General features: G+C 67.2%; 24 protein-coding genes. 10 read left to right on the plus strand and 14 right to left on the minus strand.

The window, feature by feature from the left end; genetic code table 11:
* Positions 1 to 3 precede the first annotated feature (3 nt).
* Both AC5RWT_RS06730 and AC5RWT_RS06735 read right to left on the minus strand, forming a co-directional pair.
* Positions 4 to 897: an AfsR/SARP family transcriptional regulator gene (locus AC5RWT_RS06730; RefSeq protein ID WP_494079649.1), complete on the minus strand. Its 894-nt coding sequence runs from the start codon at positions 895 to 897 to the stop codon at positions 4 to 6.
* A gap of 389 nt (positions 898 to 1,286) precedes the next feature.
* Positions 1,287 to 2,075, minus strand: a complete 789-nt coding sequence (locus AC5RWT_RS06735; protein WP_494079650.1) for a hypothetical protein — start codon at positions 2,073 to 2,075, stop codon at positions 1,287 to 1,289.
* Positions 2,076 to 2,133: 58 nt separating this feature from the next.
* Between AC5RWT_RS06735 and AC5RWT_RS06740 the strand changes: the two genes are divergently transcribed.
* Positions 2,134 to 2,640, plus strand: a complete 507-nt coding sequence (locus AC5RWT_RS06740; protein ID WP_494044614.1) for a prepilin peptidase — start codon at positions 2,134 to 2,136, stop codon at positions 2,638 to 2,640.
* Positions 2,641 to 2,657: 17 nt separating this feature from the next.
* Positions 2,658 to 3,128, plus strand: coding sequence for an NUDIX hydrolase (locus tag AC5RWT_RS06745; RefSeq protein WP_494044615.1), 471 nt, complete (start codon positions 2,658 to 2,660; stop codon positions 3,126 to 3,128).
* Between the two features lie 3 nt (positions 3,129 to 3,131).
* Here the strand turns inward: AC5RWT_RS06745 and AC5RWT_RS06750 are convergent, their stop codons facing one another.
* From AC5RWT_RS06750 to AC5RWT_RS06770, 5 genes are all read right to left on the minus strand, one after another.
* Positions 3,132 to 3,362, minus strand: a complete 231-nt coding sequence (locus AC5RWT_RS06750; protein WP_494044616.1) for a hypothetical protein — start codon at positions 3,360 to 3,362, stop codon at positions 3,132 to 3,134.
* A gap of 42 nt (positions 3,363 to 3,404) precedes the next feature.
* Positions 3,405 to 4,715: a S8 family serine peptidase gene (locus AC5RWT_RS06755; RefSeq protein ID WP_494079651.1), complete on the minus strand. Its 1,311-nt coding sequence runs from the start codon at positions 4,713 to 4,715 to the stop codon at positions 3,405 to 3,407.
* A gap of 362 nt (positions 4,716 to 5,077) precedes the next feature.
* A complete protein-coding gene (locus tag AC5RWT_RS06760) occupies positions 5,078 to 6,505 on the minus strand; it encodes a class II fumarate hydratase (RefSeq protein WP_494079652.1) in 1,428 nt (475 codons plus the stop codon).
* A gap of 128 nt (positions 6,506 to 6,633) precedes the next feature.
* Positions 6,634 to 7,248, minus strand: coding sequence for a carbonic anhydrase (locus AC5RWT_RS06765; protein ID WP_494044619.1), 615 nt, complete (start codon positions 7,246 to 7,248; stop codon positions 6,634 to 6,636).
* A 63-nt stretch (positions 7,249 to 7,311) separates the two neighbouring features.
* Positions 7,312 to 7,923: a DUF4245 domain-containing protein gene (locus AC5RWT_RS06770; protein WP_494079653.1), complete on the minus strand. Its 612-nt coding sequence runs from the start codon at positions 7,921 to 7,923 to the stop codon at positions 7,312 to 7,314.
* A gap of 244 nt (positions 7,924 to 8,167) precedes the next feature.
* Between AC5RWT_RS06770 and glpX the strand changes: the two genes are divergently transcribed.
* Positions 8,168 to 9,157, plus strand: coding sequence for a class II fructose-bisphosphatase (glpX, locus tag AC5RWT_RS06775; protein ID WP_127512143.1), 990 nt, complete (start codon positions 8,168 to 8,170; stop codon positions 9,155 to 9,157).
* Between the two features lie 117 nt (positions 9,158 to 9,274).
* On the opposite strand, the gene AC5RWT_RS06780 is transcribed toward glpX, so the two are convergent.
* The 5 genes from AC5RWT_RS06780 to AC5RWT_RS06800 all read right to left on the minus strand — a co-directional run bounded on the left by AC5RWT_RS06780 (position 9,275) and on the right by AC5RWT_RS06800 (position 14,966).
* On the minus strand, positions 9,275 to 10,312 hold the full coding sequence (locus AC5RWT_RS06780) for a lipid II:glycine glycyltransferase FemX (RefSeq protein ID WP_494079654.1): 1,038 nt from the start codon (positions 10,310 to 10,312) through the stop codon (positions 9,275 to 9,277).
* Positions 10,309 to 11,586 carry a mannose-6-phosphate isomerase, class I gene (manA, locus tag AC5RWT_RS06785; RefSeq protein WP_494079655.1) on the minus strand — a complete coding sequence of 426 codons (1,278 nt, stop codon included), beginning with the start codon at positions 11,584 to 11,586 and terminating at the stop codon, positions 10,309 to 10,311. The genes AC5RWT_RS06780 and manA overlap by 4 nt, the downstream gene beginning before the upstream one ends.
* Positions 11,587 to 11,703: 117 nt before the next feature.
* Complete coding sequence (locus AC5RWT_RS06790) at positions 11,704 to 13,266, minus strand: LCP family protein (RefSeq protein WP_494079656.1); 1,563 nt, start codon at positions 13,264 to 13,266, stop codon at positions 11,704 to 11,706.
* Between the two features lie 51 nt (positions 13,267 to 13,317).
* Entirely contained in the window at positions 13,318 to 13,845 is a 528-nt protein-coding gene (gene purE / locus AC5RWT_RS06795) for a 5-(carboxyamino)imidazole ribonucleotide mutase (RefSeq protein WP_494079657.1), read from the minus strand.
* Positions 13,842 to 14,966 carry a 5-(carboxyamino)imidazole ribonucleotide synthase gene (locus AC5RWT_RS06800; protein WP_494079708.1) on the minus strand — a complete coding sequence of 375 codons (1,125 nt, stop codon included), beginning with the start codon at positions 14,964 to 14,966 and terminating at the stop codon, positions 13,842 to 13,844. Before AC5RWT_RS06800 ends, purE begins: the two co-directional genes overlap by 4 nt.
* 196 nt (positions 14,967 to 15,162) lie before the next feature.
* Here AC5RWT_RS06800 and AC5RWT_RS06805 point away from each other — a divergent pair, with 196 nt between their 5' ends.
* The gene (locus tag AC5RWT_RS06805; RefSeq protein WP_494044625.1) at positions 15,163 to 15,735 is read left to right on the plus strand and encodes a GtrA family protein; all 573 of its coding nucleotides are present in this window, start codon (positions 15,163 to 15,165) and stop codon (positions 15,733 to 15,735) included.
* A gap of 75 nt (positions 15,736 to 15,810) precedes the next feature.
* Here AC5RWT_RS06805 and AC5RWT_RS06810 read toward each other — a convergent pair whose 3' ends face one another.
* Positions 15,811 to 16,503: a TIGR03089 family protein gene (locus AC5RWT_RS06810; protein WP_494079658.1), complete on the minus strand. Its 693-nt coding sequence runs from the start codon at positions 16,501 to 16,503 to the stop codon at positions 15,811 to 15,813.
* Positions 16,504 to 16,789: 286 nt separating this feature from the next.
* Between AC5RWT_RS06810 and AC5RWT_RS06815 the strand changes: the two genes are divergently transcribed.
* The 3 genes from AC5RWT_RS06815 (at position 16,790) to AC5RWT_RS06825 (ending at position 22,808) form a co-directional block, all read left to right on the plus strand.
* Positions 16,790 to 17,335 carry a WhiB family transcriptional regulator gene (locus tag AC5RWT_RS06815; protein ID WP_494044627.1) on the plus strand — a complete coding sequence of 182 codons (546 nt, stop codon included), beginning with the start codon at positions 16,790 to 16,792 and terminating at the stop codon, positions 17,333 to 17,335.
* 68 nt (positions 17,336 to 17,403) lie between these two features.
* Positions 17,404 to 20,748 carry a glycosyltransferase family 2 protein gene (locus tag AC5RWT_RS06820; RefSeq protein ID WP_494079709.1) on the plus strand — a complete coding sequence of 1,115 codons (3,345 nt, stop codon included), beginning with the start codon at positions 17,404 to 17,406 and terminating at the stop codon, positions 20,746 to 20,748.
* Entirely contained in the window at positions 20,745 to 22,808 is a 2,064-nt protein-coding gene (locus AC5RWT_RS06825; RefSeq protein ID WP_494079659.1) for a DUF5719 family protein, read from the plus strand. Before AC5RWT_RS06820 ends, AC5RWT_RS06825 begins: the two co-directional genes overlap by 4 nt.
* 17 nt (positions 22,809 to 22,825) lie before the next feature.
* Here the strand turns inward: AC5RWT_RS06825 and AC5RWT_RS06830 are convergent, their stop codons facing one another.
* Positions 22,826 to 23,311 carry a metallopeptidase family protein gene (locus tag AC5RWT_RS06830; RefSeq protein WP_494044629.1) on the minus strand — a complete coding sequence of 162 codons (486 nt, stop codon included), beginning with the start codon at positions 23,309 to 23,311 and terminating at the stop codon, positions 22,826 to 22,828.
* A gap of 166 nt (positions 23,312 to 23,477) precedes the next feature.
* Between AC5RWT_RS06830 and AC5RWT_RS06835 the strand changes: the two genes are divergently transcribed.
* The 3 genes from AC5RWT_RS06835 to ahcY all read left to right on the plus strand — a co-directional run bounded on the left by AC5RWT_RS06835 (position 23,478) and on the right by ahcY (position 25,715).
* Positions 23,478 to 23,867 carry a DUF3499 domain-containing protein gene (locus AC5RWT_RS06835; RefSeq protein WP_494044630.1) on the plus strand — a complete coding sequence of 130 codons (390 nt, stop codon included), beginning with the start codon at positions 23,478 to 23,480 and terminating at the stop codon, positions 23,865 to 23,867.
* Positions 23,868 to 23,989: 122 nt separating this feature from the next.
* Entirely contained in the window at positions 23,990 to 24,211 is a 222-nt protein-coding gene (locus AC5RWT_RS06840; protein WP_494079660.1) for a Trm112 family protein, read from the plus strand.
* 10 nt (positions 24,212 to 24,221) lie between these two features.
* On the plus strand, positions 24,222 to 25,715 hold the full coding sequence (ahcY, locus tag AC5RWT_RS06845; protein WP_494079710.1) for an adenosylhomocysteinase: 1,494 nt from the start codon (positions 24,222 to 24,224) through the stop codon (positions 25,713 to 25,715).
* Positions 25,716 to 25,786 lie beyond the last annotated feature (71 nt).

Here is a 25,786-nt window from a genome sequence, read left to right on the forward strand (position 1 = left end):
GCCTCAGCCGGCCATGAGCGCCTTGGTCAGGAAAGTTTTGACGATGTCACCGGCCGCTACATAGTGCGATTCGACCGGAACGGAAGCCATTCGATGCGCCACCTTCGCGCGGGAGGCCGCCGGCGCCAGCCGTTCGTTGAGCACCAGCAGCGCTGCCAGTACCTCGGAGAGGCCGGACTCGGCCGTGGCGTACAGCAGCCGGCCGTACACTTCCTGCAAGGCAGGACCCGGGGAACACCCAAGTTCGTCATTGAACAGGCGCCGGCACCGGTCGTAGGCCTGGAGCCCATCGGCATGGCGGTCACATTGTTCCAACCCGATGATGAGGGCTGCCCAGGCGGCTTCATTGAGCGGGGCGGCAGCAACGCAACGCTGCGCCCAAAGCACCGACTCATCCGGCCGCCGCAAAGCCAACGCAGCCTCCGCCGCCAGCAGTTGCGCGTGCAGAACCATCCCTGCGTGGTCGGCCCGCGCCTCCTCCGCCCAATCCGGAGTCAGCTCATCACCGAGCAGCGGACCGGATGCCAGCGAGAGCGCCTCGGTCAATAACGGATAAGCATTGGCCGGATTGGCGAATTCGGCGGCCCGGAGCAGTCGTTGGAACCGGTACAAATCCACGTCAACCAGCTCCCGGTCGATCATGTAACCGCCGTTGGCGGTGCGCAGCGGCCCGGACTTGGCGCAGCCAGGTTGCAAATTGCGGCGCAGAATGCTGACGTAGCTTTCCAAGGTGGCCAAAGCTTCGCCTGGCGCCCGGCCGCCCCACAACATGTCCACCAGCCGGTCTTTGGACATTGGCGAGCCGACGTTCAACAGCAGGATCTCCAGTACTTGGCGTGGCTTTGGTCCGCCGAGATTCTCAGCCGTCAGTACAGTATTTCCGCGCGAGATACGCAAATTTCCGATCATTTGGACCGAAACGGGCATGGCCCGTCCACTCAATTGCTCCACGATTCCCCCTCGTTGGATGCACCCCCCCAATGAGTGCACCACCATCGTCTGCTGGCATCGTGTCGGCGGGACAGCCCCGAGTGGGGGAGTACACACCCCCAATTTGCGGGGGTACATGTACAGCACCGGGTTTTCCCAAGGACCCCCCGCGATTCTGTAAGCGTGACCCTGAGGCCTGCGGCGCGGCGCACGCAGGCCATGCGTGCGGCGCATGCAGGCCATGCGTGCGGCGCATGCAGGCCATGCGCGGCAGCCGCAGACCGGCCGGGCTCACGCGGCCGGGCCCTGGCCTCATCCCCCCAAGCCAGGGCCCGGTCCGGCAAGAGGCCAAGTAGTCAGGCCGGATGCGGTCGGACGGGCCAAGGAATGTGCTCGCGTACATCAGTAAGGTTCATGCTGACCTCTAGGAACAGGTCATCAAGCATGTACTCATCCACACCCAGGATGGTGAGCGAATGCCCGCGTCCTTGCTGCGGCCCGTCCAAGGCGACAGCGGAAACACAAATGCCTGTGCGCCAGTCGATCCGCACGTGAGTGCGGCCTTCCAGAAGCAGCGGATGACCGGCGTCGTACGGCCGATACGTGAGGTTGGGCGAGACGACGGCCTCCAACGTATGGCGGCCCCCGTGTTCGGTTTCGCTCAGTTCGTGGATCTCGACCGGGTTGGCGAAGGGAGCTTCATAAGCCACCGGAGCGCTGCCGGCCAGCTCCACCGGATCCAGCATTGCCGACCAGCGTCCGTTGCCGAAGATTGGTTCTCCGTAAGCGGCCTCGGGCCGGCGGCGGACCAGATCGATGCCATTGAAGACGGGCGTGACCAGATGTGGCGGCAGCAGCCAGGACTTACGTGTCGCACTGACGTAGAAGCCGTCGCGCGAGTCGTTGATGCCGGTGGTGCTGTACAGCAGTTGACCGTCGGCCGACTCGACCCGGAGAGCGCCCGGGCGGCGGGTCCAGGCACGCAGCACGCCGGCAGACGGATCCCCCTCCGGCGCACCGGGGGTGACGGCGCGCAGTTCGAACCGCAGCGAGTTCCACTTCCACGGAGAGGACCGGCAAAGGCACCTGAAGATTTCCCCATTGCCGGCGGCGTCACCGGTTTTCAGCACGCTCCCGCCGTTCATATCCACAGTGTAGCCGCCGGGCCACGCTAGCCGACGCGGCGTGCAGTAGGTTGGGTCCATGGTCGAGGAATTGGTGCTGCTGTGGCCCGACCATACGCTGGCATTCTGGATGCTGCTGGCGGCTGGCGGGTATCTGCTGGTCGTGGGGACCGGGTTGAGCTGGATCGATCTGCGCACGCACCGGTTGCCGAACCGCATCGTGTTTCCGGCCTACGCCGTCTCCTCGGTGCTCCTGCTCGCAGCCTCGCTTGCTGGCCACGACGGCGGTGTCTTCTGGCGCGTGCTGGCCGGCGGTGCCTTGCTCTGGGCCTTCTACTTCACGGTCCGGTTCGCCTATCCGGCGGGCATGGGCTTCGGCGACGTCAAACTGGCCGGTGTACTGGGAATGTACCTCGGCTATCTGGGCTTTGAATACCTGCTGTGGGGAACGTTCGCCTCCTTCCTGCTCGGCGGTGCGTACGGACTGCTGCTGGTGCTGCTGCGGCGCGGCACCCTGAGCAGCCACATCCCGTTCGGGCCGTTCATGGTCGCCGGAACATGGGTGGCGCTGCTGACGCCGACGTAGCGACGTAGGCTTGGATGATGCCAACTCCCGATTTCATCCTGCGGCTGCGCGAGAAGATTGGCCACGACCTGCTCTGGCTGCCCGGGGTCACGGCCGTGGTTCTGGATGACCGAAACCGGGTGCTGCTGGGCCGCCGCGCGGACAACGGGCGCTGGACCCTGATCACCGGAATCCTCGACCCGGGAGAGCAGCCCGCCGTCGGCGTCGTGCGCGAGGTCCTGGAGGAGACCGGCATCGTGGCCGAAGTTGAACAGCTGGCCGAGGTCTACGCGGGTACTCCGATGGAGTTCGTCAACGGAGACCGAGCCCAGTTCCTGACGCTGACCTTCCGCTGCCGGCACGTCAGCGGCCACGCACGAGTCAACGACGACGAGTCGGCCGAGGTCGGCTGGTTCGGACTGGATGAGCTTCCGGAGCTGACCGACTACCATCGGGCCAGACTGCAGGCAGGGCTGCGGGCCACGGGCGTCCCGGAGTTCGTCCGCTGAAGGCTATTGGATGTCCGAGTCAGGCGGCGGCAGGACCACTTGCCGGTCCTCGTCGACGGATTCAACGCCCTCGATCCCGGCCAGGGCAGCGCGCTGTCCTTCCGGGAGCGAGCCGGTGATCATGCCCAAGGTGGAGAGCACGTTCTCCACCTGCATGCCGCCGGCCGTCAACTGCTCGGCAATCCGACCGGTATCGGAGAGGTAGTCGTGGCGCACCGTAACGGTGATCTGCATACCACCCATGATATGTCTCCGGCGACCCGCCGGGGGAAGGAATTATTGAGGGGCAAGCACCAGCCCTGCGCCGACATCGACCGAAAGCAGGGGCAAACGCTCGGCTTCCTGTACCAAGGTGGCCCACAGTTCCAGGCCTCGCCGGCCGGTAGCCTGCGCCCACAATGCTGCTACGCCGGCAGCATGCGGCGTCGCCATACTTGTTCCGCTGATGGTGTTGTAGCGTTTCGGCATGGGCCACGATGAGTACACGTGGACGCCGGGACCGGCGCAGTCCACCTGCCCGCCGCGCAGCGGAAGGCTGCGGGCTGAAAAGAAGGCGACGTCGAGGGCCTGGTCCAAGGCTGCCACTGCCATGATAAACGGGCTGTTGGCAGGGGAACCCACGAATCCGAATTCGCCTTTCCGTCGGTCCGCATTATTGCCAGCCGCGGCGACGATCAGGGATCCTTGTTCCAGCGCCCGGCTTCCGGCAGCCGTGTAGGGCGGATGGATCTGTGCCACATCGGCGCCCAGCGACATCGAAATCACGGCGCAGCCGTTGCCCACGGCCCAGTCGATCCCTGCCAGAATGCCTGCGTCGGTGCCGGAACCGGCATTGCTCAGCACCTTTCCGGCAAAGATCTCCGCTTCATGGGCCACGCCGTAGCGGGGACCGGTACCGGGAACTTTCGGGCCGCACGCGATCCCGATGCAGTGCGTGCCGTGTCCGTGCCCGTCCTGGGGCTGCTCGCCGGTGACGAAGGACGCGGTGATAATACCCCGACCGGCAAAATCCGGATGCGAGCCATCGACGCCGGTATCCAGCACGGCGACCCGCACGCCTTGTCCCGTGTAGGGAGATGAGACGGCCCTGGTTGCTTGTAGCCCCCAGGTGAAGTTGTTGTTGTCGGCGAAGTCCGCGGGGGTGGATCCTCCGTCGCGCCCGGTATGCGGGCCCGCCGCGAGGCGTCCGGCCAGGTCAGCCACGCCGTCGCGGTAACCGGCAACATAGTCGTCGGCCGAACCCAGCACATCGTGGATGAGTTCGGGCGAGACCGAAAGGACCCGGTGTTTGTCCGCTGAGCTCACTTGGAGCGCACCGATTTGGTCCGGGGCGGCGTCGACGACGGCGATGCCCAGATTTGCGAACAGCGTTGCCTCTGCGCCGGAGGCCGTGTCCGGATCTACTCCGCGGGTGCCGAAGTCCCGGCTGTCCGTCACGTGGGTTAGGCCTGCTGACTCAGCCAGAATCCCGGCACAATCATCGGAGCGGTCGGCGAAGACGACGATAAATCGTCCAGTGGTTTTCGGTTGGTCCGGTAGGGGATAATCGGCCGTCCTCAGGGACGGGGTCTGCGAATCGCCAATCATGGAGACCTCCTGGACAGTCTTCGGCATGTCCCCAGGAGGACCCGGCGGTTGCCGCACATCCGGCCCCCACCGGCCACCCAAGGGGGCACGTGTGGGCCTCATCCTAATACCAGCCCCCCACGGCACAAGCTGTTTTCAATCGTTTCAGCCCCGGAGGGGCCAAATTAGCAGGAGGGCTTCGTCCCGACGGTCGAAGCCCTCTTCAACCCGCACCGCGGAATGCGTGCCTGAAGCCTAGTTTCAGGCCACCGGCCGGGCCGGCGCCGTCTCCGTATCCCTCTGGCCGGACTTGCGCAACCTCAAAGCGAAGGGCGTTCCGGCCGAAGCCGGAACGCCCTCTAAGGCCCGCGGGGGAGCCGGTACTACTTCGCCTGCGGCGGCACGGTCATGGACAGCACGTCCAGGGCAGAATCCAACTGCTCTTCGCTCAGTTCGCCGCGTTCCAAGAAGCCGAGGGCCACGACGGACTCGCGCACGGTCAGGCCTTCCTTGACCGAGTGCTTGGCGATCTTGGCGGCGTTTTCGTAGCCGATGTACTTGTTCAGCGGGGTCACGATCGAGGGGGAGGCCTCGGCCAGGAAGCGGGCACGCTCCACGTTGGCGGTCAGCCCGTCGATCATCTTGTCAGCCATGACCCGGGAGGTGTTGGCCAGCAGGCGGATGGACTCCAGCAGGTTGGCGGCCATCACCGGGATGCCTACGTTCAGCTCGAAGGCGCCGTTGGTAGACGACAAAGCGATGGTGGTGTCATTTCCCACCACCTGGGCGGCCACCATGATGGCGGCCTCGCAGATGACCGGGTTGACCTTGCCCGGCATGATGGAGGAGCCCGGCTGCAGGTCCGGGATGGCGATCTCGCCCAGGCCGGTGTTGGGGCCGGAGCCCATCCAGCGCAGGTCGTTGTTGATCTTCATGAACGCGTAGGCGATGTTGCGCAGCTGGCCGGAGGCCTCGATCAAGCCGTCGCGGTTGGCCTGCGCCTCGAAGTGGTTGCGGGCCTCGGTCAGCGGCAGGCCGGTGTCGGCGGCCAGCAGTTCGATCACGCGCTGCGGGAAGCCGGCCGGAGTGTTGATGCCGGTGCCCACGGCGGTGCCGCCCAGCGGAACCTCGGCCACGCGCGGCAGCGAGGCTTCAATGCGTTCGATGCCGTAGCGAACCTGTGCGGCGTAACCGCCGAATTCCTGGCCCAAGGTGACCGGGGTGGCGTCCATCAGGTGGGTGCGGCCGGACTTCACCACGTCCTTGAACTCCTCGGCCTTGCGCTCCAGCGAGGCGGCCAGGTAGTCCAGCGCCGGGATCAGCTCGTTGATCAGCGCAGAGGTTGCTGCCACGTGCACCGAGGTCGGGAAGACGTCGTTGGAGGACTGCGAGGCGTTGACGTGGTCGTTCGGGTGGACCGTCTTGTCGCTGCCAGCGGCCTTGAGGGCGCGGGTGGCCAGTTCGGCCAGCACCTCGTTGGTGTTCATGTTCGAGGAGGTGCCGGAACCGGTCTGGAAGACGTCGATCGGGAAGTCGCCGTCGTACTGGCCGGTGGCTACCTGATCGGCGGCGTCGGCGATGGCCTTGGCCAGCTCGCCGTCCAGCACGCCCAGTTCGGCGTTGGCGGTGGCGGCGGCCTTCTTGATCCGGGCCAGGGCCTCGATGTGGGCGCGCTCCAGCGTCTTGCCGGAGATCGGGAAGTTCTCGACGGCGCGCTGGGTCTGCGCACGGTAGAGGGCGTTGACCGGAACCCGGACCTCACCCATGGTGTCGTGTTCGATGCGGTATTCAGCAGAATCGGCAGAAGTCATGGCTCCAAGCTTAGGCCCGCCGCGCACCGGTTCCGAATTGTGTTGCGGACCCAGCGGCGGTGCGGCGCAGCCCGCTGACAGCGCTTGGCGGCCGGGTCAGGCCACCAGCCCCGGCGGGTGCGGCCTACCTAGAGAGTGCCGTGGCCTGCAACGAGCTCGGCGCGGCCGTCCGCCAGCCGGTAGGCCACTCCGACGACGGCCGTGCGGCCGGCGTCGACGGCCTCCGAAATGGCGCGCGAACTGTCCAGCAGGCGTTCGGAGGATTGACGCACGTTTTCGATCACCATGTCATTGAGGTCGTCGTGTCCGGCCCGCCGGGCAGCCAGCACGGACGGAGAAATCCGCTCCACCAGGTCGCGCAGGCCGCCGCGCGGCATCACACCGGTGTCTATCGTGTTCTTGGCGGCGGTCACCGCACCGCAGCTGTCGTGGCCCAGAATGACGATCAGCGGGACGTTGAGCACGTCCACGCCGTATTCCAGCGAGCCAATCACCGCGTCGCCGAGGACGTGGCCGGCGGTGCGGACCACGAAGGCATCGCCCAGCCCCAAGTCGAAAATGATCTCTGCCGCCAGCCGGGAGTCGGAACAACCGAAGATGATGGCGAAAGGATTCTGTTCGTTGACCAACGAACTGCGCCGAGCGGCGTCCTGATTGGGGTGGACCGACGTGCCGGCAACAAAGCGGGCATTGCCGTCGAGAAGTTTTTGCCAGGCCTGGGCGGGAGTCAGTGAGGTGGGCACGAAGCAACCTTACTGCTTTGTGTTGCCCTGACCGCGCATTCGCGACGCCCCGGGGGACTTTAGTTACTTGCCGCCCAGCGATTTGACGACCGCGTTGGCGAGCACATCGAATTCGTCCAGCTCGGCCGTGCCGCTGAGGATAACGGTCATTTTGCCGCGCTCCAGCACCAGGCTGCGCTCGCCTTGGCCGGCATCGCGGAGTTCCCAGCTGGCGCCGGCCTTGCGGTCACCGGTCACCGGTGCGTTATTTGTTACTTGGCCAATCCAGGTGGGATTCGCTTTGTTGGTCTGGATCAACCCGATGTACTGCTGCCCGGGCGTGAGATAACCGACTTCCCAGGCCGGCACCTGGGCCGTGCCCCCGGTGTTCCACCGGGCGTAGTTGGATGTCCAGCCCTCCGGAAGGTCAACGGCGAGCGGCCGGTAGCCTGCGGTGGATTCGGCTTGGAGCGCGACGCCGGGCACGTCAATATTACGTTTGTAGACTTCCGGCTTGCTGCCCGGGTTCAGAAACATCACCGGCAGCAGCACGGCAAGCGTGAGACCCACGGCCAGCAACATGCCGACTACCGGTGCTTTCGCCCGGTTGGCCTGCTCGGCCGTCAGGACAGGCTTGGCAGGCAATTCAGCCGATCCAGCCGATTCGGTCGATTCCTCGGGACGCACTTCACTCACCCTCCCATGATCTCAGATACCCGCCGCCCGCGCGCACATGGGCAGCCGCCCAACGGCCGGACGCTGGCCGACGCGCTGGATCCCCGGGTGCAGGCGACTATGATCGAAAGCAATGGAAGATGTCCGCAGCGCAGATTCATCCACCACGGCACCACAGCCGGTGTTGTCTGAAGAGCTACTCGAAGATGAGGTCGAAGTGTCCCACGAAGCCCAGGCTGATCCCTTTTCCAACTTCCCGCCGTCGATGCGCGTCGGTGACAATGAGCCGGACCGCAACCTGGCCCTGGAACTGGTGCGCGTCACCGAAGCCGCGGCGATTGCCGGCGGCCACTGGGTGGGCTACGGGGACAAGAATGCCGCCGACGGCGCGGCCGTGGACGCCATGCGGGCGTTCCTGTCCACCGTCAGCTTCAACGGAGTGGTGGTCATCGGCGAGGGCGAAAAGGACGAAGCCCCGATGCTGTTCAACGGCGAAAAGGTCGGCGACGGCACCGGCGCAGAGTGCGACGTCGCCGTGGACCCGATCGACGGCACCCGGCTGACGGCGCTGGGCATCAACAACGCGCTCTCCGTACTGGCTGTCTCCGAGCGCGGCACCATGTTCGACCCTTCGGCCGTGTTTTACATGGAGAAGCTGGTCACCGGCCCCGAGGCCGCGGACCTGGTGGACCTGCGCCTGCCGATCAAGCAGAACCTGCACCTGATCGCGAAGGCCAAGAACAAGAAGATCAACCAGATCAACGTGATGATCCTGGACCGCGACCGGCACAAGCCGTACGTGGAGGAGATCCGCGCGGCAGGTGCGCGGACCAAGTTCATCATGGACGGCGACGTTGCCGGCGGCATCGCAGCCGCCCGTGAGGGCACCGACGTCGACGTCCTGATGGGCATCGGCGGCACGCCGGAGGGCATTGTCACGGCCTGCGCCATCAAGTCCCTGGGCGGCGTGATCCAGGGTCGGCTCTGGCCCACCAGCGACGAGGAAAAGCAGAAGGCCATCGACGCCGGCCACGATCTGGACCGGGTGCTGACCACCGATGACCTGGTCACCAGCGACAACTGCTTCTTCGTGGCCACCGGCATCACCGACGGCGACCTGCTGCGCGGCGTCCGGTACAAGAACCACAAGGTCCTGACGCAGTCGATTGTGATGCGTTCCAAGTCCGGCACCATCCGGTTTGTCGAGGGCGAGCACCAGGAATACAAGTGGGATCGATTCGAGCGGAAGCTCTAGTCAGCGGCCTCAGCACAACGCGGACGGTCTAAACCCAACGAAAACCCCGCACCGGCCCAGGCTGGTGCGGGGTTTTTACGTGCTTTCCCTGCCGGCGTGCCTGCAGGGAAAGCCGGGTCAGCGGGGGAGCTTGCCTCGCAGCTTCCGAAGGGATGGCACGACGGCGTTGCGCGCCTTGTGCACCGCCGGCAGCACGGCGGTGCGCGCCTTGTTCACCGCAGGGCCGCCCGCCTCGCGGGCCCGCCGGGTGAGCAGATAGGCCCGGTACATGAGCTGGTTGACCGGCAGGTCCCAGCTGCCCGGGTAGCTGACCTCGTAGCCGCCGAATGAACGTTTGAAGCGCGAGAACCCGGCCCATTGATGGTCGGGCTCGTCTTCCGGGCTGACGCCCCACATGTCGAACCGGTCGATGCCGGCGGCCCGGGCATCCATCATCATGGTGACCACCAGCGGAATCCCGGCATTGAGCTTGCGGTGGGCGTCGTCGGCCGCGGCGTGCGCGTAGACCCGGGTCGATTCCGTGTCGTAGGAGAGCGCTGCCGCGATCGGCTTCCCGTCCAATCGCGCGATGAAGATTTTGGCCGCACCGGCCGGCACCAGGTTCCGGGCAGCCTGCCGCAAGTAGTCATCGGACTGGGCCTTGAAGTCTGCGCGCTCGGAGACGTCGTGCAGGAATCCCAGCAGGATGCCGATGTCTTCGGGGTCCTTGGAGACGTCGAAGGTGACGCCCTTCTTGTGGATGTTGCGGTAGAGGTTCCGGCTGGTGCTGCGCATGCCGGCCAGCAACTCCTCTTCCGGCTGCTTGAGGTCCAGCATCCAGGTCAGCTTCGGCTGGACATCCACCGGGGCCTTGACCAGGCCCAGTGACTGCAATGCCGCCTGCGGCCGTTCCCCGAGGTCTGTGCCCACCGGTTCGATCCGCACGTAGTGGGCGTGCTGCTCGGCGGCCAGCGAACGCAGGGCGGCAAGGGCGCGGACCAAGGCCGCGTGGTCTGCAGCCTCGGGGCCGTAGGGGACATACAGGAAGCGTCCCAGCGGCGTCTTTTCCAGCAGGGCCAGGAAGGTCCAGCCGTCTCCGCTGCGTTCGAAGACCTCTTTGCCCAGGCTTCGTTGGAAGCGGGCCCACGGCTCGGACTGCAGGATCGAAGCGGTCAAAGTGTTGCTCCCGTTCGTTGTTCGTCGAATTCATGTGTGCTGCCCGAAGTGGTGACCGCAAACAGCACGGCACCGGCTTCAGTTCCGCCCGCCGGATGGACGTTCACCGGCTGTTCGGCAGCGGGAATGAAGGCGGCCTCGCCGCGGCTGATCGTCAGGTCGGACCTCGGCGAGTCCAGCAGCACGCTCCCGGAGACCGCCAGCACAATCGTGGGACCATGCTGGGCCAGCGGAACGGGGCTGCCGCCGTCGGACAATTCAATGCGCTGGAGTTGGAATTCGGCAAATGGCGGGCAGTACAGCTCCTGACCCGCATCGGTGGTGGTCCGTACCACGAATGGTGGGGTGATCGGACGGAAGTCGGTGATCTTCACCAGCTCCGGCACGTTGATGTACTTGGGTGTGAGGCCGCCGCGCAGCACGTTGTCCGAGGTTGCCATCACCTCCACGCCGAGGCCCTGCAGGTAGGCGTGGATGTTGCCGGCCGGCAGGCATAGCGCCTGGCCGGGGGAGAGGTTGACCAGGTTGAGCAGCAGCGAGATCAAGGCACCGGGATCGCCCGGATAAAGTTCTGCCAGGCGGGCGGCAGCTGTGTATTCGCTGCCCAGGCTGCCGGCCGGAGCGGCCGCTAGGACGCGGGCCGTGTCGGTGGTCAGCCCGGTGGAACGGTCGCCGCCGTCGAGCAGGGCGACGAAGGCGCCGCGCAGGGCCGCTTCCTCGTCGGCCGTGTCCAGCAGATGCAGCACGTCGTCCAGGAGGTCCAGGCTGGCACCGGCCTCCGCCAGCTTCGGCCTCAGCCCGGCCAGCAGCCGGGCGGCGTCGCGCGGGGGACGGAAACCGCACAGCGCCTGGAAGTCGCTGAGCGCAAAGATCATCTCCGGCTTGTGGTTGTCATCCCGGTAGCTGCGCTGCGGGTCGTTGAAGGAAATGCCGGCGGCGTTCTCCGCGGCGAATCCGGACTTTGCCTGCTCCAGTGTGGGGTGGACCTGGAGCGAGAGGGCCGAATCGGCGGCCAGGACCTTGGTCAGGAACGGCAGGGTGGCACCAAACAGCCCCAGCACTGATTCGCCGAGAGTGGCGCCCGGATTCTCCTTGATGAACTCGTCCAGCGGCTGCTCGCGGTCGGCCAGCTGCACCGTGGAGGGAGAGTCGGGATGTGCACCGATCCAGAGCTCGGCCTCCGGCCCGCCGGACGGTTCCCGGCCGAACAGCTCGGCGATCGCCGTCGTCGAACCCCATGCGTAGGGTCGCAATACATTGGTCAACCGGTACATCTTGAAGCCTCTTCCTCGTCCTTGTCCTCAATGATCCTGCCAGAACAACATGGCGCGGCCCCGACAGCCAGAACCGTCATCCCACCGGGCACTCGCCGGTCCCGCCGGAAGGCCGGATCAGGGGACCGAGCACTTGCCGTTGTCGGCCAGCAGGGACCCGATCGTGGCGGTATCGCCAATCTCGGCCAGCTGCTGGAGGTATTCCTCGGTGATCTGCGGATCCGCCGCTTCCGGCGTATTCGCCGGTTTCGGTGCGGACTTCTTCGGCTGCTTGGCACCGCCGCCGGAGGAATCCCCGCCGCCGGAACCACCGGCGTCGTTCTTGGCCTTCTTTTGAGTCTCCGTTTCCTGGGTGAACAGTTTCTGAACCCGCGGGTGGATCTTGGAGAAGTCCGGGTAAGTGACGAAGTTGTCCGCCGCCGTGCCGAAGTCCGGCGGACCAATGGTCAGCCGCTCCGTCTTCTGGTCCTTGGCCTTGAGCGCCAGCGAGACAAAACTGCCCAGCTGGGAACTGGGAATGTCCGTTTCCACGACCTGCTCGCCGGCTTCGGCCAACTGCTGGAAACGGGTCAGCACGGTGGCCGGGTCAAGCTGGTTGACCATCGCCGACATCACGCACTGCTGGCGCTGGACGCGGTCGTAGTCGGTGGCGAACTCGCGGGAGCGGGCGTACCAGAGTGCGTGATAGCCGTCGAGCTTCTGGACGCCCGGGGCGATCCAGCCCTTGGGCGGGTAATGCTGGTTGGTGCCCGGAATGGTCTTGCTGGAAATGGGCACCCAGCCGCCGGAGTCCACGGTGATGCCGCCCATGGCGTCCACCAGGGCCTCGAAGCCGCCCATGTCCACCAGGGCATACGCCTGGATGTCGATGCCCAAGATGCCGCTGACAGCGTCCTTCATGGCTTCGGCACCCGGGTTCTTGGCATCCGGGTAGCGGTCGGCATGGTTTTGCTCCACGTCCACGTACAGGGCGTTGATGATGCACTCGTCGCCGCAGTTGAAGCCTTCGGGATAGACCTCGTGCATGGGGGAGTCGGCCGGGAACGGGGCGTTCTGGAAGTTGCGCGGAATGCCGAACATGACGGTGTGGCCGGTCTTAGCGTTTACGCTGACCACCTGGATGCTGTCCGGGCGCAGCCCGACCCGCCCCGCGCCGGCGTCGCCGCCCATCAGCAGGAAGTTGTAGCGGCCGTCGACCGGGTCGAAGGCCGGCCGGGTTTCGAAGATGGTGCCGAAGGCATTGCGGCTCACATTGAGCAGATAGGCGGCGTAGCCCAGGCTGCCGCTGGTCACCACCATGAGTGCGGCCAGCGCCACCGCCACCGCGGGCTTGGCTCCCGGGGCCAGCAGGTTGGGCCGGATGATGCGCAGGGTGTTCAGGAACAGAAAGGCCCAGAACAGGGCCAGCGCGGCCAGCACCACGATCAGCACCAGCGAGCTCCAGCGGCCGGTGGCCAGGTTCACCAGCAGCGGCCAGTTCACCAGCGCCACGATGCCTGCCGCCAAGATGGCCGCCCAGACCAGGAGCGTAACGGCCAGCGCGCGCCGGCCCAGCGCCCGGTCCCCGGCCACCAATTGCGCACTGCCGGGGATGAACAAGGTCAGCAGCAGCAGGACGAAGGCGCGTTTGGTCCGCACCGGCGCGGACGCGTGCTGCGGGTAGCGGACTGGATCCGTCATTCCGCGGGCCGACGGGCCGGCCGGCCGCGTGGTCGGCTGGTGACTCACTGGCTAGGCCTCGCCAGAGCCGGCGACGCGTTCGCGCAGGGCGGCTCCCTTGTCATAGGCGGCCTGCCGCAGGCCGGAGGCGAACTCCAGCAGCGCAGGCTGCAGTTGCTCGGCCAGCCCATCGCCGCCGGCAGCCAGCATGCGCACGGCCAGCAGCCCGGCGTTGCGGGCTCCGCCGACGGACACGGTTGCCACTGGAACGCCGGCGGGCATCTGCACGATGGAGAGCAGGGAGTCCATGCCGTCCAAATACTTCAACGGCACCGGCACGCCGATCACCGGCAGCGGAGTCACCGAGGCGAGCATGCCGGGCAGATGCGCGGCACCTCCGGCGCCGGCAATGATGATCCGCAGTCCCCGGGTATGGGCTTCTCTGCCGTATCTGATCATGTCTTCCGGCATGCGGTGCGCGGAGACGACGTCCGCCTCGTACGGGATGCCGAATTCTTCCAGCGCCTGTGCGGCGGCCTCCATGACGGGCCAGTCGGAATCCGAACCCATCACGACGCCGACTATCGGCTTTTGGCTCATGGCTTGCCTTCCTGGGGATCCACACCGTCTCGGATGATCGAGGCAACCCGGTCCGCGCGCCGGCGTAAGTCATTCACCTGGGACGCGTCCCGGCCCACCACGTTGACATGGCCGATCTTGCGGCCCGGCCGGACCGATTTCCCGTAACCATGGACCTTAACGGTGGGCTCGGCCGCCAGCGCGCGCGGGTAGGCCGAGAACAAATCCGTAGTGGCGCCACCCAAGTAGTTCTTCATCACGACGACGCCGCCGAGCACCGAGGTGTCGCCCAGCGGGAGGTCCAGGACCGCTCGCAGATGCTGCTCGAACTGGCTGGTGACGGAGCCGTCCTGGGTCCAATGGCCGGTGTTGTGCGGGCGCATGGCCAGTTCGTTGATCACGAAGCCGGCACCACGGCCGGGCGTGGCGAACAGTTCGGCGGCCATGACGCCGGTCACGCCGAGCGCGTCGGCCAACTGCAGCGCGGCTTGCTGGGCAGCTTCGGCGACTTCAGCCGGCAGATCCAGTGCGGGTGCGATCACTTCGTCGCAGACCCCGTCCACTTGAATCGTGTGGGCCACCGGCCAGGCGCGGGCTTCGCCGGACGGTGTCCTGGCCACCAGCGCCGAGAGTTCGCGGCTGAAGTCGACTTTCTCTTCGGCCAGCAGCGCGCCGCCGGTAAACCAGTCGGCGGCGTCGGCGGCCGCGGCGGCATCCTGGATGATCCGCACGCCCTTGCCGTCGTAACCTCCCCGCGGCGTCTTGAGTACCACCGGCCAGCCGGTCTGCTCACCGAAGGCTACGAGCTCGTCGACCGTGGCGACGGATCCCCAGGCCGGGTTCGGCAGCCCGAGCTTGTCCACCACCTCGCGCATGACCAGCTTGTCCTGCGCGTGGATCAGGGCGTCCGGATGCGGCTGCACGTTCACGCCCTCGGCAATCAGGGCCTGCAGGTGTTCACCGGGAACGTGCTCGTGGTCGAACGTCAGCACGTCCAGACCCTGGGCGAACTCGCGCAGCGCCTGCAGATCGCGGTAGTCACCGACCGGTGCCATGGCGACGGCCGAAACCGCCGAGACATCGTCGGCTTCGGCCAGAACACGCAGTTCAAAGCCGAGTTCCACCGCACAGGGGGCCATCATTCGGGCGAGTTGGCCGCCGCCCACTACACCGATTACTGGAAAACTCACCTTGTCAGGTTACCGAACCGACTCTGGCAGAACTGCATTGCGCACCCCCGCGCCGGGATGTCCTAGGTAACGTCCAGTCTGGGGCAATACAATGATGCGTCGGCCGGCACGATTCCGGCGTCAGAACGAAAGGGCTCTTCCTTCGATCATGAATCGAACTATTTCCGAGCGCATCAGCGGCCTGGTTTCCCTTTTTTGGCGGGAAGTAGCGAAGTTTGGCACGGTCGGCGGGATCGCCTTCATCGTGGACAACGGCCTGTACTGGTGGCTGATCAACGGGCCGATGGACGACAGCGTGGTGAAGGCGCGGTTTGTTTCAGCCTCCGTGGCGACGCTGTTCTCCTGGGTGGCCAATCGCTACTGGACGTTCCGCCACCGCCGCCAAGCGAACGCGCTGCGCGAACTCGTGCTGTTCGTGGTGATCAACGTCATCGGCATGGTCATTTCCGCGGGCTGTGTGTGGATCGCCCGGTACCCGCTGGAGATGACGGAACCCACCATGCTGCTGTTCGCCGGAATCTTCGGAACGGTCCTGGCTACTGTGATGCGGTTTTTCGCCTACCGCTTCCTGGTGTTCAACGCGGAACTGGACGCCGATCCGGAGTTCGCCGACGACCGGGAAATCTTCGAAAGCCACCACGGCCAGCACGTGGCGAGCGAGCAGCCGGCGAACTCGCCCGAGGTCGACGGACCGCAGGCCTCCGGCACCACCAGGAGCTAGGCCGCACGGAGCTAGGCGGCGCGCGGAGCCGGGCACGCCCCCGGGACCCGGGCACGCGGCCGGCGAGCGGTTCGTTCAGAGCCGGGCGCTGACCCGTTCGCTGTCCAACAAGCGCTGGGTCACTTCCACGTCCGGGTGCACCAGGACCACGGTGCCGCCGCCCTGCCAGGTCGCCAGGGCCTCGCGCAGCACTTCGGGCCAGGTGGTCTGTGCGGGCACCAGAAGGATCCGGGCCGGTGCCGGCTGGCCGAGCAGCTCGCCGAAGGTGAGGGCTCCGTCGTCGTACTCCAAGGCCAGGCCGTCGGCCGCCAGCGTATCCAACCCCAGATAGACGTCCGCGTAGGAGCGGACTTCCGCGGCGTAGTCCAGGACGCCGGCCGGCAATTCTCCCGGCCAGCGCAGCTGGAGCGCCCTGGGGGCCACCAGTACCTGGTGCGTACTGTCGCCGGTCAGCTGCTCGGGATCGGCTGAGACCAGCACGTCCGGGGCGGGTCCTGCCGTGTCCAGCCGGACGGTAGCGCCGGCCTGCCACGCTGCCAGCGCCCAGACCAGCGACCGCCAGTGTGGCTCCATGCGAAGGCCCACGGTTGTTCCTTCGTCGGCGTCCAGCTCCTCAGCCAGCAGGTTGGCGGTCTTGGCCACCCAGTTGTCCAGGACGCGGCCGGACAGCTCGACGCGTTCTGCCGCCGGCCCGTACCAGACGAGGCAGGGGGAGGAGTCGGGGCGCAGCCGGGCGAGCAGGTCGGTGATGCTGGCGGAAGGGTTCACGGTGTTCCTTTGGTGCGGGTGGCGGACACCTGTCGCGACGCGGCGGTGGCCGGGGCTTCGTTAGCTGTTCTGGGTGTGGCGTACATCACGACGACAAGATCTTCGCGTGGCGTGCCTCGTTTTGGGCCCGCCTGTCTCTAAGATTCCCGCCGGCACTTGACTTGAACCGGATTACACCCGTGTAATTAGGTATTAAACGTGTAGCAGCATTCTCGTATTCGGCGCTGAGATCCAGCACTGGAGTCGAACTTAGCACCATGCTGGTACAGCAACACCGGGAGGGCTGATGGGGCAGGCAGAACGTATTGCGCACCGGCGAGAGCTAGAGGCACAGGCTTCGGCATCGCAGGGATCGCGCGGCGTACCGGCAGATTGGTATGTGGATCCGGCTGATCCGGCGGCGGCAGAGCGCTTCCGCGAATCCAGCCAACAGACACTTGAGGACGCGGCTACCGCGTTCCTGGCGGCACACGAAGCGTTGGCGGAGGAACCCGAAGCCGAGGTGTTGGAGCTGTCCGCTCCGCGTTTGCTGCGGGAACCGGAGGCCGAACCCGAGCAGAAGCCGCTGTGGATCGGATTGCCCGGCTTCGGCACGGGCTACGAGGACGAGGGCGAACTCGGCTGGCAGGCCGATGCCCTCTGCGCACAGACGGATCCGGAGGCATTCTTCCCTGAGAAGGGCGGCTCTACCCGCGATGCGAAGAAGGTTTGCGGGGCGTGCACGGTGCGCTCGCAGTGCCTGGAGTACGCGCTGGCCAATGACGAGCGTTTCGGCATCTGGGGAGGGCTGTCGGAGCGCGAGCGCCGCCGGCTACGGAAAAGAGCGCTCTAATTCAGCAGCAAGTTCGCGTTACCGCCGTTGTTGTTGCCCATAACGGCGCTTCCTACCTACCGCAGACCCTGGCCGCGCTGACTCAGCAGACGCGGCCAGCCGATGTCTATCTTGGCGTCGACACCGGATCGACCGACGCGTCCGCCGACCTGCTGCGCGCCCAGTTGCCTGCCGGATCCCCGGTGACCTCGGCCTCCGCTCGCGCCGGATTCGGTGCTGCCGTACGGGTGGGGCTGGCCGAGCTGCCCAAGCACGCCGAGGAAGGCCCTGCGGTGCAGGAGTGGCTGTGGCTGCTGCACGACGATTCCGCGCCGGCACCCGACGCCCTGGAGGAACTGCTGCTCGCCGTGGAAACGGCGCCGTCCGTCACCATCGCCGGCTGCAAGCAGGTGGACTGGGACAACCCGCGCCGGCTGGTCGACGTCGGCCTGACGGTGAGCCGCTGGGCCGAACGGCTGACCATGATCGACCTGGATGAGCTGGACCAGGGCCAGTACAACGGGCGCAGCGACTTCTTCGCGGTTAACTCCGCTGGAATGCTGGTGCGCCGCGACGTCTTCGACCAGCTGGGCGGGTTCGACTCCGCCCTGCCTGGGACCGGCGATGACCTGGACCTGTGCTGGCGGAACCGGCTGGCCGGGCACCGGGTGGTGGTCGTGCCGACCGCAACGGTCCGCCATGCCACCCGGGCCAGCGACCACACCACCGCGAAGGCAGCCCGCAAGGCCCAAATCCACCTGCGGCTGAAGCATGCGGTGTGGTGGAAGGTGCCGTTCTTGTGGATGGGCGCCCTCCTGGGCGGGCTGTACAGCTTCTTGGCGTCCGTGGTGGCCAAGGATCCGATGCACGGGCTGCGGCAGCTCGGCGCCACCCTGGTGGCCCTCTTCGGTCCGGTCGGCTACTTTGCATCCCGACGGCAGGCGGCCAAGACCCGCAAGACGTCGCGGGGGATAGTGCGCACGCTGATGGTACCGCAGCGCGAGGTCTGGGCCTACCGGCGTTCGCTGGCCGAATCCCTCCGCCCCGAACTCGCCGCCGGCGTAGTGGGTGACGGGTCCGGCACGGATGCCGGCAGCAGCGACCAGCCCACCGGCGGGTCCGATGACTTCGCCGCGCTGGCGGCCCCCGCGCGGACCTGGGTCGGTACGGGGCTGGTGGTCGCCGCCGTCGTGCTAGCTATCGTGTCCGCGGTGGGCATGTTCGACTTCTTCGGCGCGCCATCGCTCGTCGGCGGCGGGCTGTTGCCGGTATCCGCGACTGTGGCCGAGGTCTGGCACAACGCGGCCAGCTGGTGGGTCTCGCTCGGCTCGGGGCTGCCCGGGCATGGCGACCCTTTCGGCTACGTGCTGGCAGCCTTGGCTTTGCTCGGGCTGGGGAACGGATCTGCCGCCGTCGTGACGTTGGTCATGCTGGCCATGCCGTTGGCCGCCGCCGGGGCCTGGTTTGCCGCCGGGGCCCTTACGCAACGGCGCGGCCTGCGCTTCTGGGCCGCCATTTTCTGGGCGAGCGTTCCCGCGTTCCAAGTCGCTCTGGGTACCGGACGCCTCGGTGCGCTGATTGCCCATTTGCTGATCCCCTGGGCCGTGCTCGGCCTGTTGCGCGCCACCGGCTCGGCCGTCCAGCGCGTCGATGCCAACCGCCCGCTGCTGCCGCACGAGACCGTGCACAAGCCGGGCATCAATGGGAATCCCTCATGGACCGCGGCGGCAGCGGCCGGACTCTGCCTTGCCGGCATCACCGCGTCGGCGCCGGCGTTGCTGCCGGTGGCCGTTGTCTTCGTTGCCATCCTTGTGCTCTCGTTGGGCCGCCGGGCCAAGACCGTCTGGTGGTCGCTGGTCCCGCCGTTGGCGCTCGCCCTGCCCATGGTCATTGCCGCCCTGAACGAACCGCGTGCGCTGTTGGGCGACCCCGGCCTGCCGCTGGCCTTCGACGCGGCCCCGCTCTGGCAGCAACTGATGGGTTTCCCGCTGGCCTTCGGCCCCGCCGACGGACTCGCCGGAGCCGGACTGCTGGAAGAGCTGGCGCACGGGCCATGGGCGCTGGTCTACGCACTCGTCGCGGCCGTGCCGATGCTCGCGCTGGCCGTGGCCGGCGCGATCGGGGGCGACGGAGCCGCCCGCGCACGACTGCTCTGGCTCGGCGCCTTCCTGGCGCTGGCGGCTTCGTACGGCTCGTCCATGCTGGCCACCGCGGTGGCGCCCGGAGCCGTGGTCACACCGTTTACGGGTCCCTTTGTCTCGGTGGCCATGTTCCTGCTGCTGGGCGCGGCCTTGATCGCCGGAAACCGAATGCAGCTGGGAATGGACTCGTGGGGCCGGTCGCGGAGCGGCCAGCGGCGCACGGTGGCGGTGGCCGCCGTCGTGCTCCTGGGCCTGGGGCCGGTGGTGGGCCTGGCGCACTGGCTGGTGCCCCAGTTCACCGGCTACACGGCCTCGACCGAGGCCCGTACGCTGACCGATTTCGGCACGCAGATGTTCATAGCCCCCGGGGCCGATCGCACGCTCCCGGCCACGGCCGCTGATCGGGGAACCGGGCCGGAGCAGGCGCGCGCGCTGGTGTTGACCGCGGGGACCGGCGGCACCGTGACCGCGGCAGTGATGCACGGCAGCGGCACTACGCTCGACCAGCTCTCCACCATCTATGCGGCAAGGTCCCTGGACGGTCCGCTGACCGAGGCCGAAGTAGGTGCCGACGACGATGCCGACGCCGAACTGCGCAACACGGTGGCCGTCATCGTGGCGGGCACCGGTGTGGACCCGCGGTCCTCGCTGGTACGCCTCGGCGTTGACTTCGTGGTGCTGCAGGAATCCGACACGGCGGCCGAACTGCTGGCCGGCCGCATCGACGCCGTTCCCGGGCTGACCTCCGTGGGACGCACCGATGCCGGATGGCTCTGGCGTGTTGTCGGTACGACGGCCGACGACGGCACGGAGGCCGGCGCTCAGACGGCGCGGGTGCGTCTGGTTGATGCCAACGGCGCGCTGCTTCAATCCGTTCCGTCGGACTGGACCGCGGCGGGAGGCGAAATTCCGGCCGGCGAGTCCGGACGCCGGCTGATCCTGGCCGAGCGGAAGGATCCGGGCTGGACGGCAACGTTGAACGGCCAGCGGCTGGAGGCAGCGGAGGACAGCTGGGCACAGGCTTTCGAGGTCCCCGCCGCCGCAGGGACCGCGAAGATCGGTTATGCCAGCCCGTGGTCGCCGTGGATCGGTATCCTGCAGGTGCTAGCGATTGGGCTGACGGTTCTGCTGGCCATCCCGATCCCGGCCCGCCGGCGGTTCGCGCCGCGCCGGATCGACCACATCAAAACCACCGGGGCCGATGCCAGCACCGCCGAACTGCAACGTGCAGCTTTCGAAGACCCGGACGACGGCGCCACAGCCGCCTTGGCCGGAAAAGGACAGCAACGATGACCGAGACAGGCGGCCGCGGTGAACAACCGGAGGCGACAGATGCAGGGACCGGGGCGGCATCCTCGCCCGGAGCAACCCAAGACGGCGTAACGCCGAACCAGTACGCGGCTGCCGAGGCTGCCCAGCCGGCTGAGGTCGAGGCTTCCGAGCCAGCCGCGGCCGAGCCGGCCTCACCGGCCGACGGCGAGCCTGCTCAGCCGGAAGCAGTTGTGCCGGCCCAGCCGGCCCAGCCGGCTGAGTCCGTGCCAGCCAGCGCGGCCGCAGCCGAGTCTGCCCAGCCGTCCGACGCCAAGCCAGCCAACCCGGCCGCAGGCGAGCCTGCCCAGCCGGCCCAACCGGCCGCTGCCAAGCCAGCCAAGCCAACGGAGGCCATGCTCCCGGCCGAGTCCGTGCCGCCGGTCGACCGCAAGGCTGCCCGGCGTGCCGCGCGGCGGGACCGCGCCCGTGATGCCGCTGCGGGCAAGCCGCGTGTTCAGTCGAACCGTGCCGCTGGACCCGGCGCACGGGGCGGCGCCCGGCGGACCCTGGGCGCCATCACGGGAGCAGGAATAGTCCTGCTGACCGGCGTGGCGGTTGCCGCCGGCAGTCTGGCGGATGCGCCGGGTGCCGCCAGGGAGCTTCCCCCTGTTTCCGCCGCCGTCCCGGCCGGCGACTACACCGCAGTCTGTCCGGAGCCGCTTCGGCTGCTGGATTCGGCCGCCGAGGCCACCGATCCGCAATTCAGCCCCGTCTCCACCACGGCGCAGACCAGGGCACGGGCCTTGGTGCTCAGCGACCTGAGCGGCAACGTCCCCGGCAGCGAGCTGACCGAACTCGGCGAGGATACTCCGCTCAAGCGCATCGCGGAACCGACCGCGGAGTCCTCCGGCGAGACCAAGGTGGTCGCATCCGTCGTTTCCGGGCAGGAGCTGTCCGCTCCCACGGTGCTGCGGGCCGACCCGGTGGGGGAGACCACCGCCCTGGCCGGCGCCGCGATGACCTATCGGGCTTCCGACGGCGACCTGCGCGGCCTGGCCGCGGCCAACTGCATGGCCCCGGCCAACGATTTCTGGCTGCTCGGCGCCTCCACCACGGTGGGCACCACATCCGTACTGAAGCTGCACAACAGTTCGCAGACCCCGTCCTCGGTCAACCTGGAACTGGTCTCCGGCGAGGGACAGATCCAAGCTGCCGGCACCCGCGGGCTGCTGGTCGCGCCCGGCGAGTCCCGCTCCATCGTGCTGGCGGGCCTAGCCGCCAACCAGGAATCACTGGCCGTGCGCGTCCAGTCCTCCGGCGGCCCCGTGACCGGGTTCATCCAACAGAGCATCCTGCGCCAACTGACGCCCGGCGGCGTCGAATTGCTGCAGGCATCGGCTCCCGCCGGGACCCGCCAGCTGGTCACCGGCATCACCGTGCAGGATGACAAGCTCGCGCGGAAGATCCGCCAACAGGACGGCTATCAGAACGCTGCGCCGGCACTGGAGGTGGCGGTACCGGGCGTGACCGACGCTGTCCTTGAAGTGCGGGTCATTGGTTCGGACGGACCGGTAAGCCTCCCGGGTGGCGGTGTCATCACCGCGGCCGCCGGCAGCATCACCAGAGTTCCGCTTGATTCATTGCCGGGCGGCACGTATTCCGTTGAAGTCAGCTCCGATGTCTCCATCGCCGCCGCCGCACGCGTCAGCAGGGCAACCGAGGAAGGAGCGCCGGTGGACTTCGGCTGGGCACCCGCCACCGGCCGGCTCGGCAGCAACCACCTGGCAGTCGTCCCTGGCGGCGTCAGCTCCCGCATGGCCTTCAGCGCGCCGTCCGGCGATGCCCAGCTGGAAATTACGCCGGTGGACCTGGACGGCGGACTGGGGAAGAAGCAAACGGTCAATGTTCCCGCCGGAACCACGGTGACGTTGAACCCGAAAGCCGACGACGCTGATCCTGCGGCGTTGTTGATCAGCGCGTCGGGCGAGAGAGTCTACGGTGCCCAGACGCTGACCAACGGAGACTCAGCCGACATTGCGGTCCTTCCGGTGCCCGCGGGGACGCAGGCGCAGAACGCCGTTCCGGTCAATATCGGGTACTAAACCTCAGGACTTCTCGTTCAGGGGCGGGTTCGGCCGTAGCCCGGGTCGACGGCTTCGGGAGCCATGTTCAGCAACTGCGCGGTCTGCTCCACCACGACGTCGTGGATGAGCTCCGGCAGTTCGGCCCGCAGCCGCGCTGCCATCTGCACTGGATGCCGGAAAACAGTCACCACTGCCGGCCGGCCCGGAGCGGCCGGAGTGAAGCTGCCCAGCGGCGCCGCTTGCCCACGGGCCAAGAGCTCCTCGAGATGCGGCGGGATGTCCTCGACCACGAATTGGGCTGCTTCGATCCGCTCGCCCCAGAAGTACTCCAGCCGCTCGGCAGACTCGGAAACCCACTGCTCGAATTGCTCGGGCCTGGTCAGATGGCCCGGCAGGTGGGCGGGCAGCAGATCGCCGCGCAGTCCGCGGCCGCGGCGGTTCCGGCGTCGCACGCTAAACGGACGGCGCCAGCCACCGCCGTCGCCACCCAGCGAAACAGTCAGTGATGGTCCGTTTTCCATATACCGACTTTAAGCCCGGCAGCGCGAATTCGGCACTGGCCATCAGCGGTGCGTGGGGAGCTCAGGGGCAGTGGCGCCGGGAGAGGCCTGATTGTGACCTAATCTTTCCGCTCCTGCCCGTGCCGGTGGCCCAGAAGAAGAGTGGCCCGGAGTAGGATTCTTTCTCGTGGGATCCATTCGTCAATGTTCACGCTCGGCCTGTCAGCGGTCGGCCATCGCTACTTTGACGTACGTGTATGCAGACTCCACCGCCGTGCTTGGCCCGCTGGCAACCTATGCAGAGCCGCACTGCTACGACCTGTGCGCCGAGCACGCCGAGCGGCTGACCGTCCCCCGCGGTTGGGAAGTCATGCGGCTGGCGCTGCCCACGCAGGCACCGGCCCCCAATCCTGACGATCTGCTGGCCTTGGCCGACGCAGTCCGCGAAGCCGCCCGCACCCCGGAGATCACCGATGAGCTGCCCCAGCCGCGCGGGCAGCGTGAGCCGCTGGAGCCTCCGGCCGGTGCTGCCGGCACCCGACGCGGGCATCTTCGCATTCTGCGCGGACAACCGTAGAACGATACGCTGGGAGGCGGGCAGCCCGCATTCCAGGCAACCTGCTGTCCGCTGCGAGGCCCCGCCGTCCACCGGACGCCGGCGCTGCGGAAGCCGCAGATCGACCGAAGGACAACATTCGCATGGCACATCTGACACCCGAGCTGCTGGCGGTCCTGCGCTGCCCCGCGACCGGTTCATCCCTGGTCCAGGAGGGAGACGAGCTGGTATCGACCGGCCGCACCGCGGCGGGTGACCGGCTACGCTACCCGATCGAAGACGGCATCCCGGTGCTGTTGCCGAAGGCCGCCCCTGGCACCGACGCCTCCGACTCCACCCCCGACGGCCCCGCTGACAACGCTTAGGAGCATGACATTGACGATCGATTACAAGGTCAAGGACCTCTCGCTGGCCGCCGCCGGCCGGCACCAGATCCGCCTGGCGGAGCACGAAATGCCGGGCCTGATGGCGTTGCGCGAAGAGTTTGGCTCAACCCAGCCGCTGGCCGGCGCCAGGATCGCCGGTTCGCTGCACATGACCGTGCAGACCGCGGTGTTGATTGAAACCCTGACCGCACTCGGCGCCGAGGTCCGCTGGGCATCCTGCAACATCTTCTCCACTCAGGACGAGGCGGCCGCCGCCATCGTCGTGGGCAAGGGCACGCCGGAAGACCCGCAGGGTGTGCCGGTCTTCGCCTGGAAGGGCGAGACGCTCGAAGAATACTGGTGGACGGCCGAGCAGATCCTGACCTGGCCCGGCGCCGCTGAAAACCCCGACCTGGGGCCCAACATGATCTTGGACGACGGCGGCGATGCCACGCTGCTGTTGCACAAGGGTGTGGAATTCGAGGCCGCGGGTGCGGTGCCATCGGCCTCCGCCGAGGACCCGGACGAGTACGGCATCATTCTGGATGTGCTGCGCGCTTCGCTGGCCAAGGACCCGCAGAAGTTCACCCGGGTGGCCGCCGGCATCCGCGGCGTCACAGAAGAAACCACCACCGGTGTGCTGCGCCTCTACCAGTTGGCGGCGCAGGGCCAGCTGTTGTTCCCGGCGATCAACGTCAACGATGCGGTCACCAAGTCCAAGTTCGACAACAAGTACGGCATCCGCCACTCGCTGCCGGACGGGATCAACCGCGCCACGGACGTGCTGATGGGCGGCAAGACGGCCGTTGTCTGCGGCTACGGCGACGTCGGCAAGGGTGCGGCCGAGGCGCTGCGCGGCCAGGGCGCCCGCGTTGTGGTCACCGAGGTGGACCCGATCTGTGCCCTGCAGGCGGCGATGGACGGCTACCAGGTCACCACCTTGGACAAGGTGGTGGGCGAGGGCCACATCTTCATCACCACCACCGGCAACAAGGACGTCATCATGGCGTCCGACATGGTGAGGATGCGGGACAAGGCCATCGTGGGCAACATCGGCCACTTCGACAACGAAATCGATATGGCCGGGCTGGCCAAGGTCGCGGGCGTGCAGAAGGTGGAGATCAAGCCGCAGGTCCACGAATGGATCTTCGACGCCGGCTCCGACGCCGAACGCTCCATCATCGTGCTGTCCGAGGGCCGGCTGCTGAACTTGGGCAACGCCACCGGCCACCCGTCGTTCGTCATGAGCAACTCCTTTGCCAACCAGACCATTGCGCAGATTGAATTGTTCACCAAGCACGGCAAGCCGGCCGAGGGCTCGGCCACCGGCGAACCGGAGTACGCCAAGCAGGTCTACGTGCTGCCGAAGGTGCTGGACGAGAAGGTCGCCCGCCTGCACCTGGACGCGCTCGGCGTCGAACTCACCGAACTGACCAAGGAGCAGGCCGAGTATCTGGGCGTGGACGTAGCCGGCCCGTACAAGTCGGACCACTACCGCTACTGACCTCGAAATATCCGACGTCGGCGATGGGCACCTCAGGTGCCGATCGCCGACGTCGTCCCCGGGATGGTTAC

The organism is Arthrobacter sp. Dra40 (genome assembly GCF_059091905.1).

What these genes read in the sequence shown, in the direction of transcription:
- AC5RWT_RS06735 (WP_494079650.1), bottom strand. Translation starts at nt 2,075, where the DNA reads ATGAACGGCGGGAGCGTGCTGAAAACCGGTGACGCCGCCGGCAATGGG.
- AC5RWT_RS06740 (WP_494044614.1), top strand. Translation starts at nt 2,134, where the DNA reads ATGGTCGAGGAATTGGTGCTGCTGTGGCCCGACCATACGCTGGCATTC.
- AC5RWT_RS06805 (WP_494044625.1), top strand. Translation starts at nt 15,163, where the DNA reads ATGAATCGAACTATTTCCGAGCGCATCAGCGGCCTGGTTTCCCTTTTT.
- AC5RWT_RS06840 (WP_494079660.1), top strand. Translation starts at nt 23,990, where the DNA reads ATGGCACATCTGACACCCGAGCTGCTGGCGGTCCTGCGCTGCCCCGCG.
- AC5RWT_RS06755 (WP_494079651.1), bottom strand. Translation starts at nt 4,715, where the DNA reads ATGATTGGCGATTCGCAGACCCCGTCCCTGAGGACGGCCGATTATCCC.
- AC5RWT_RS06830 (WP_494044629.1), bottom strand. Translation starts at nt 23,311, where the DNA reads ATGGAAAACGGACCATCACTGACTGTTTCGCTGGGTGGCGACGGCGGT.
- AC5RWT_RS06790 (WP_494079656.1), bottom strand. Translation starts at nt 13,266, where the DNA reads ATGACGGATCCAGTCCGCTACCCGCAGCACGCGTCCGCGCCGGTGCGG.
- purE (WP_494079657.1), bottom strand. Translation starts at nt 13,845, where the DNA reads ATGAGCCAAAAGCCGATAGTCGGCGTCGTGATGGGTTCGGATTCCGAC.
- AC5RWT_RS06815 (WP_494044627.1), top strand. Translation starts at nt 16,790, where the DNA reads ATGGGGCAGGCAGAACGTATTGCGCACCGGCGAGAGCTAGAGGCACAG.
- AC5RWT_RS06745 (WP_494044615.1), top strand. Translation starts at nt 2,658, where the DNA reads ATGCCAACTCCCGATTTCATCCTGCGGCTGCGCGAGAAGATTGGCCAC.
- glpX (WP_127512143.1), top strand. Translation starts at nt 8,168, where the DNA reads ATGCGCGTCGGTGACAATGAGCCGGACCGCAACCTGGCCCTGGAACTG.
- AC5RWT_RS06760 (WP_494079652.1), bottom strand. Translation starts at nt 6,505, where the DNA reads ATGACTTCTGCCGATTCTGCTGAATACCGCATCGAACACGACACCATG.
- AC5RWT_RS06825 (WP_494079659.1), top strand. Translation starts at nt 20,745, where the DNA reads ATGACCGAGACAGGCGGCCGCGGTGAACAACCGGAGGCGACAGATGCA.
- AC5RWT_RS06750 (WP_494044616.1), bottom strand. Translation starts at nt 3,362, where the DNA reads ATGCAGATCACCGTTACGGTGCGCCACGACTACCTCTCCGATACCGGT.
- AC5RWT_RS06800 (WP_494079708.1), bottom strand. Translation starts at nt 14,966, where the DNA reads ATGATGGCCCCCTGTGCGGTGGAACTCGGCTTTGAACTGCGTGTTCTG.
- manA (WP_494079655.1), bottom strand. Translation starts at nt 11,586, where the DNA reads ATGTACCGGTTGACCAATGTATTGCGACCCTACGCATGGGGTTCGACG.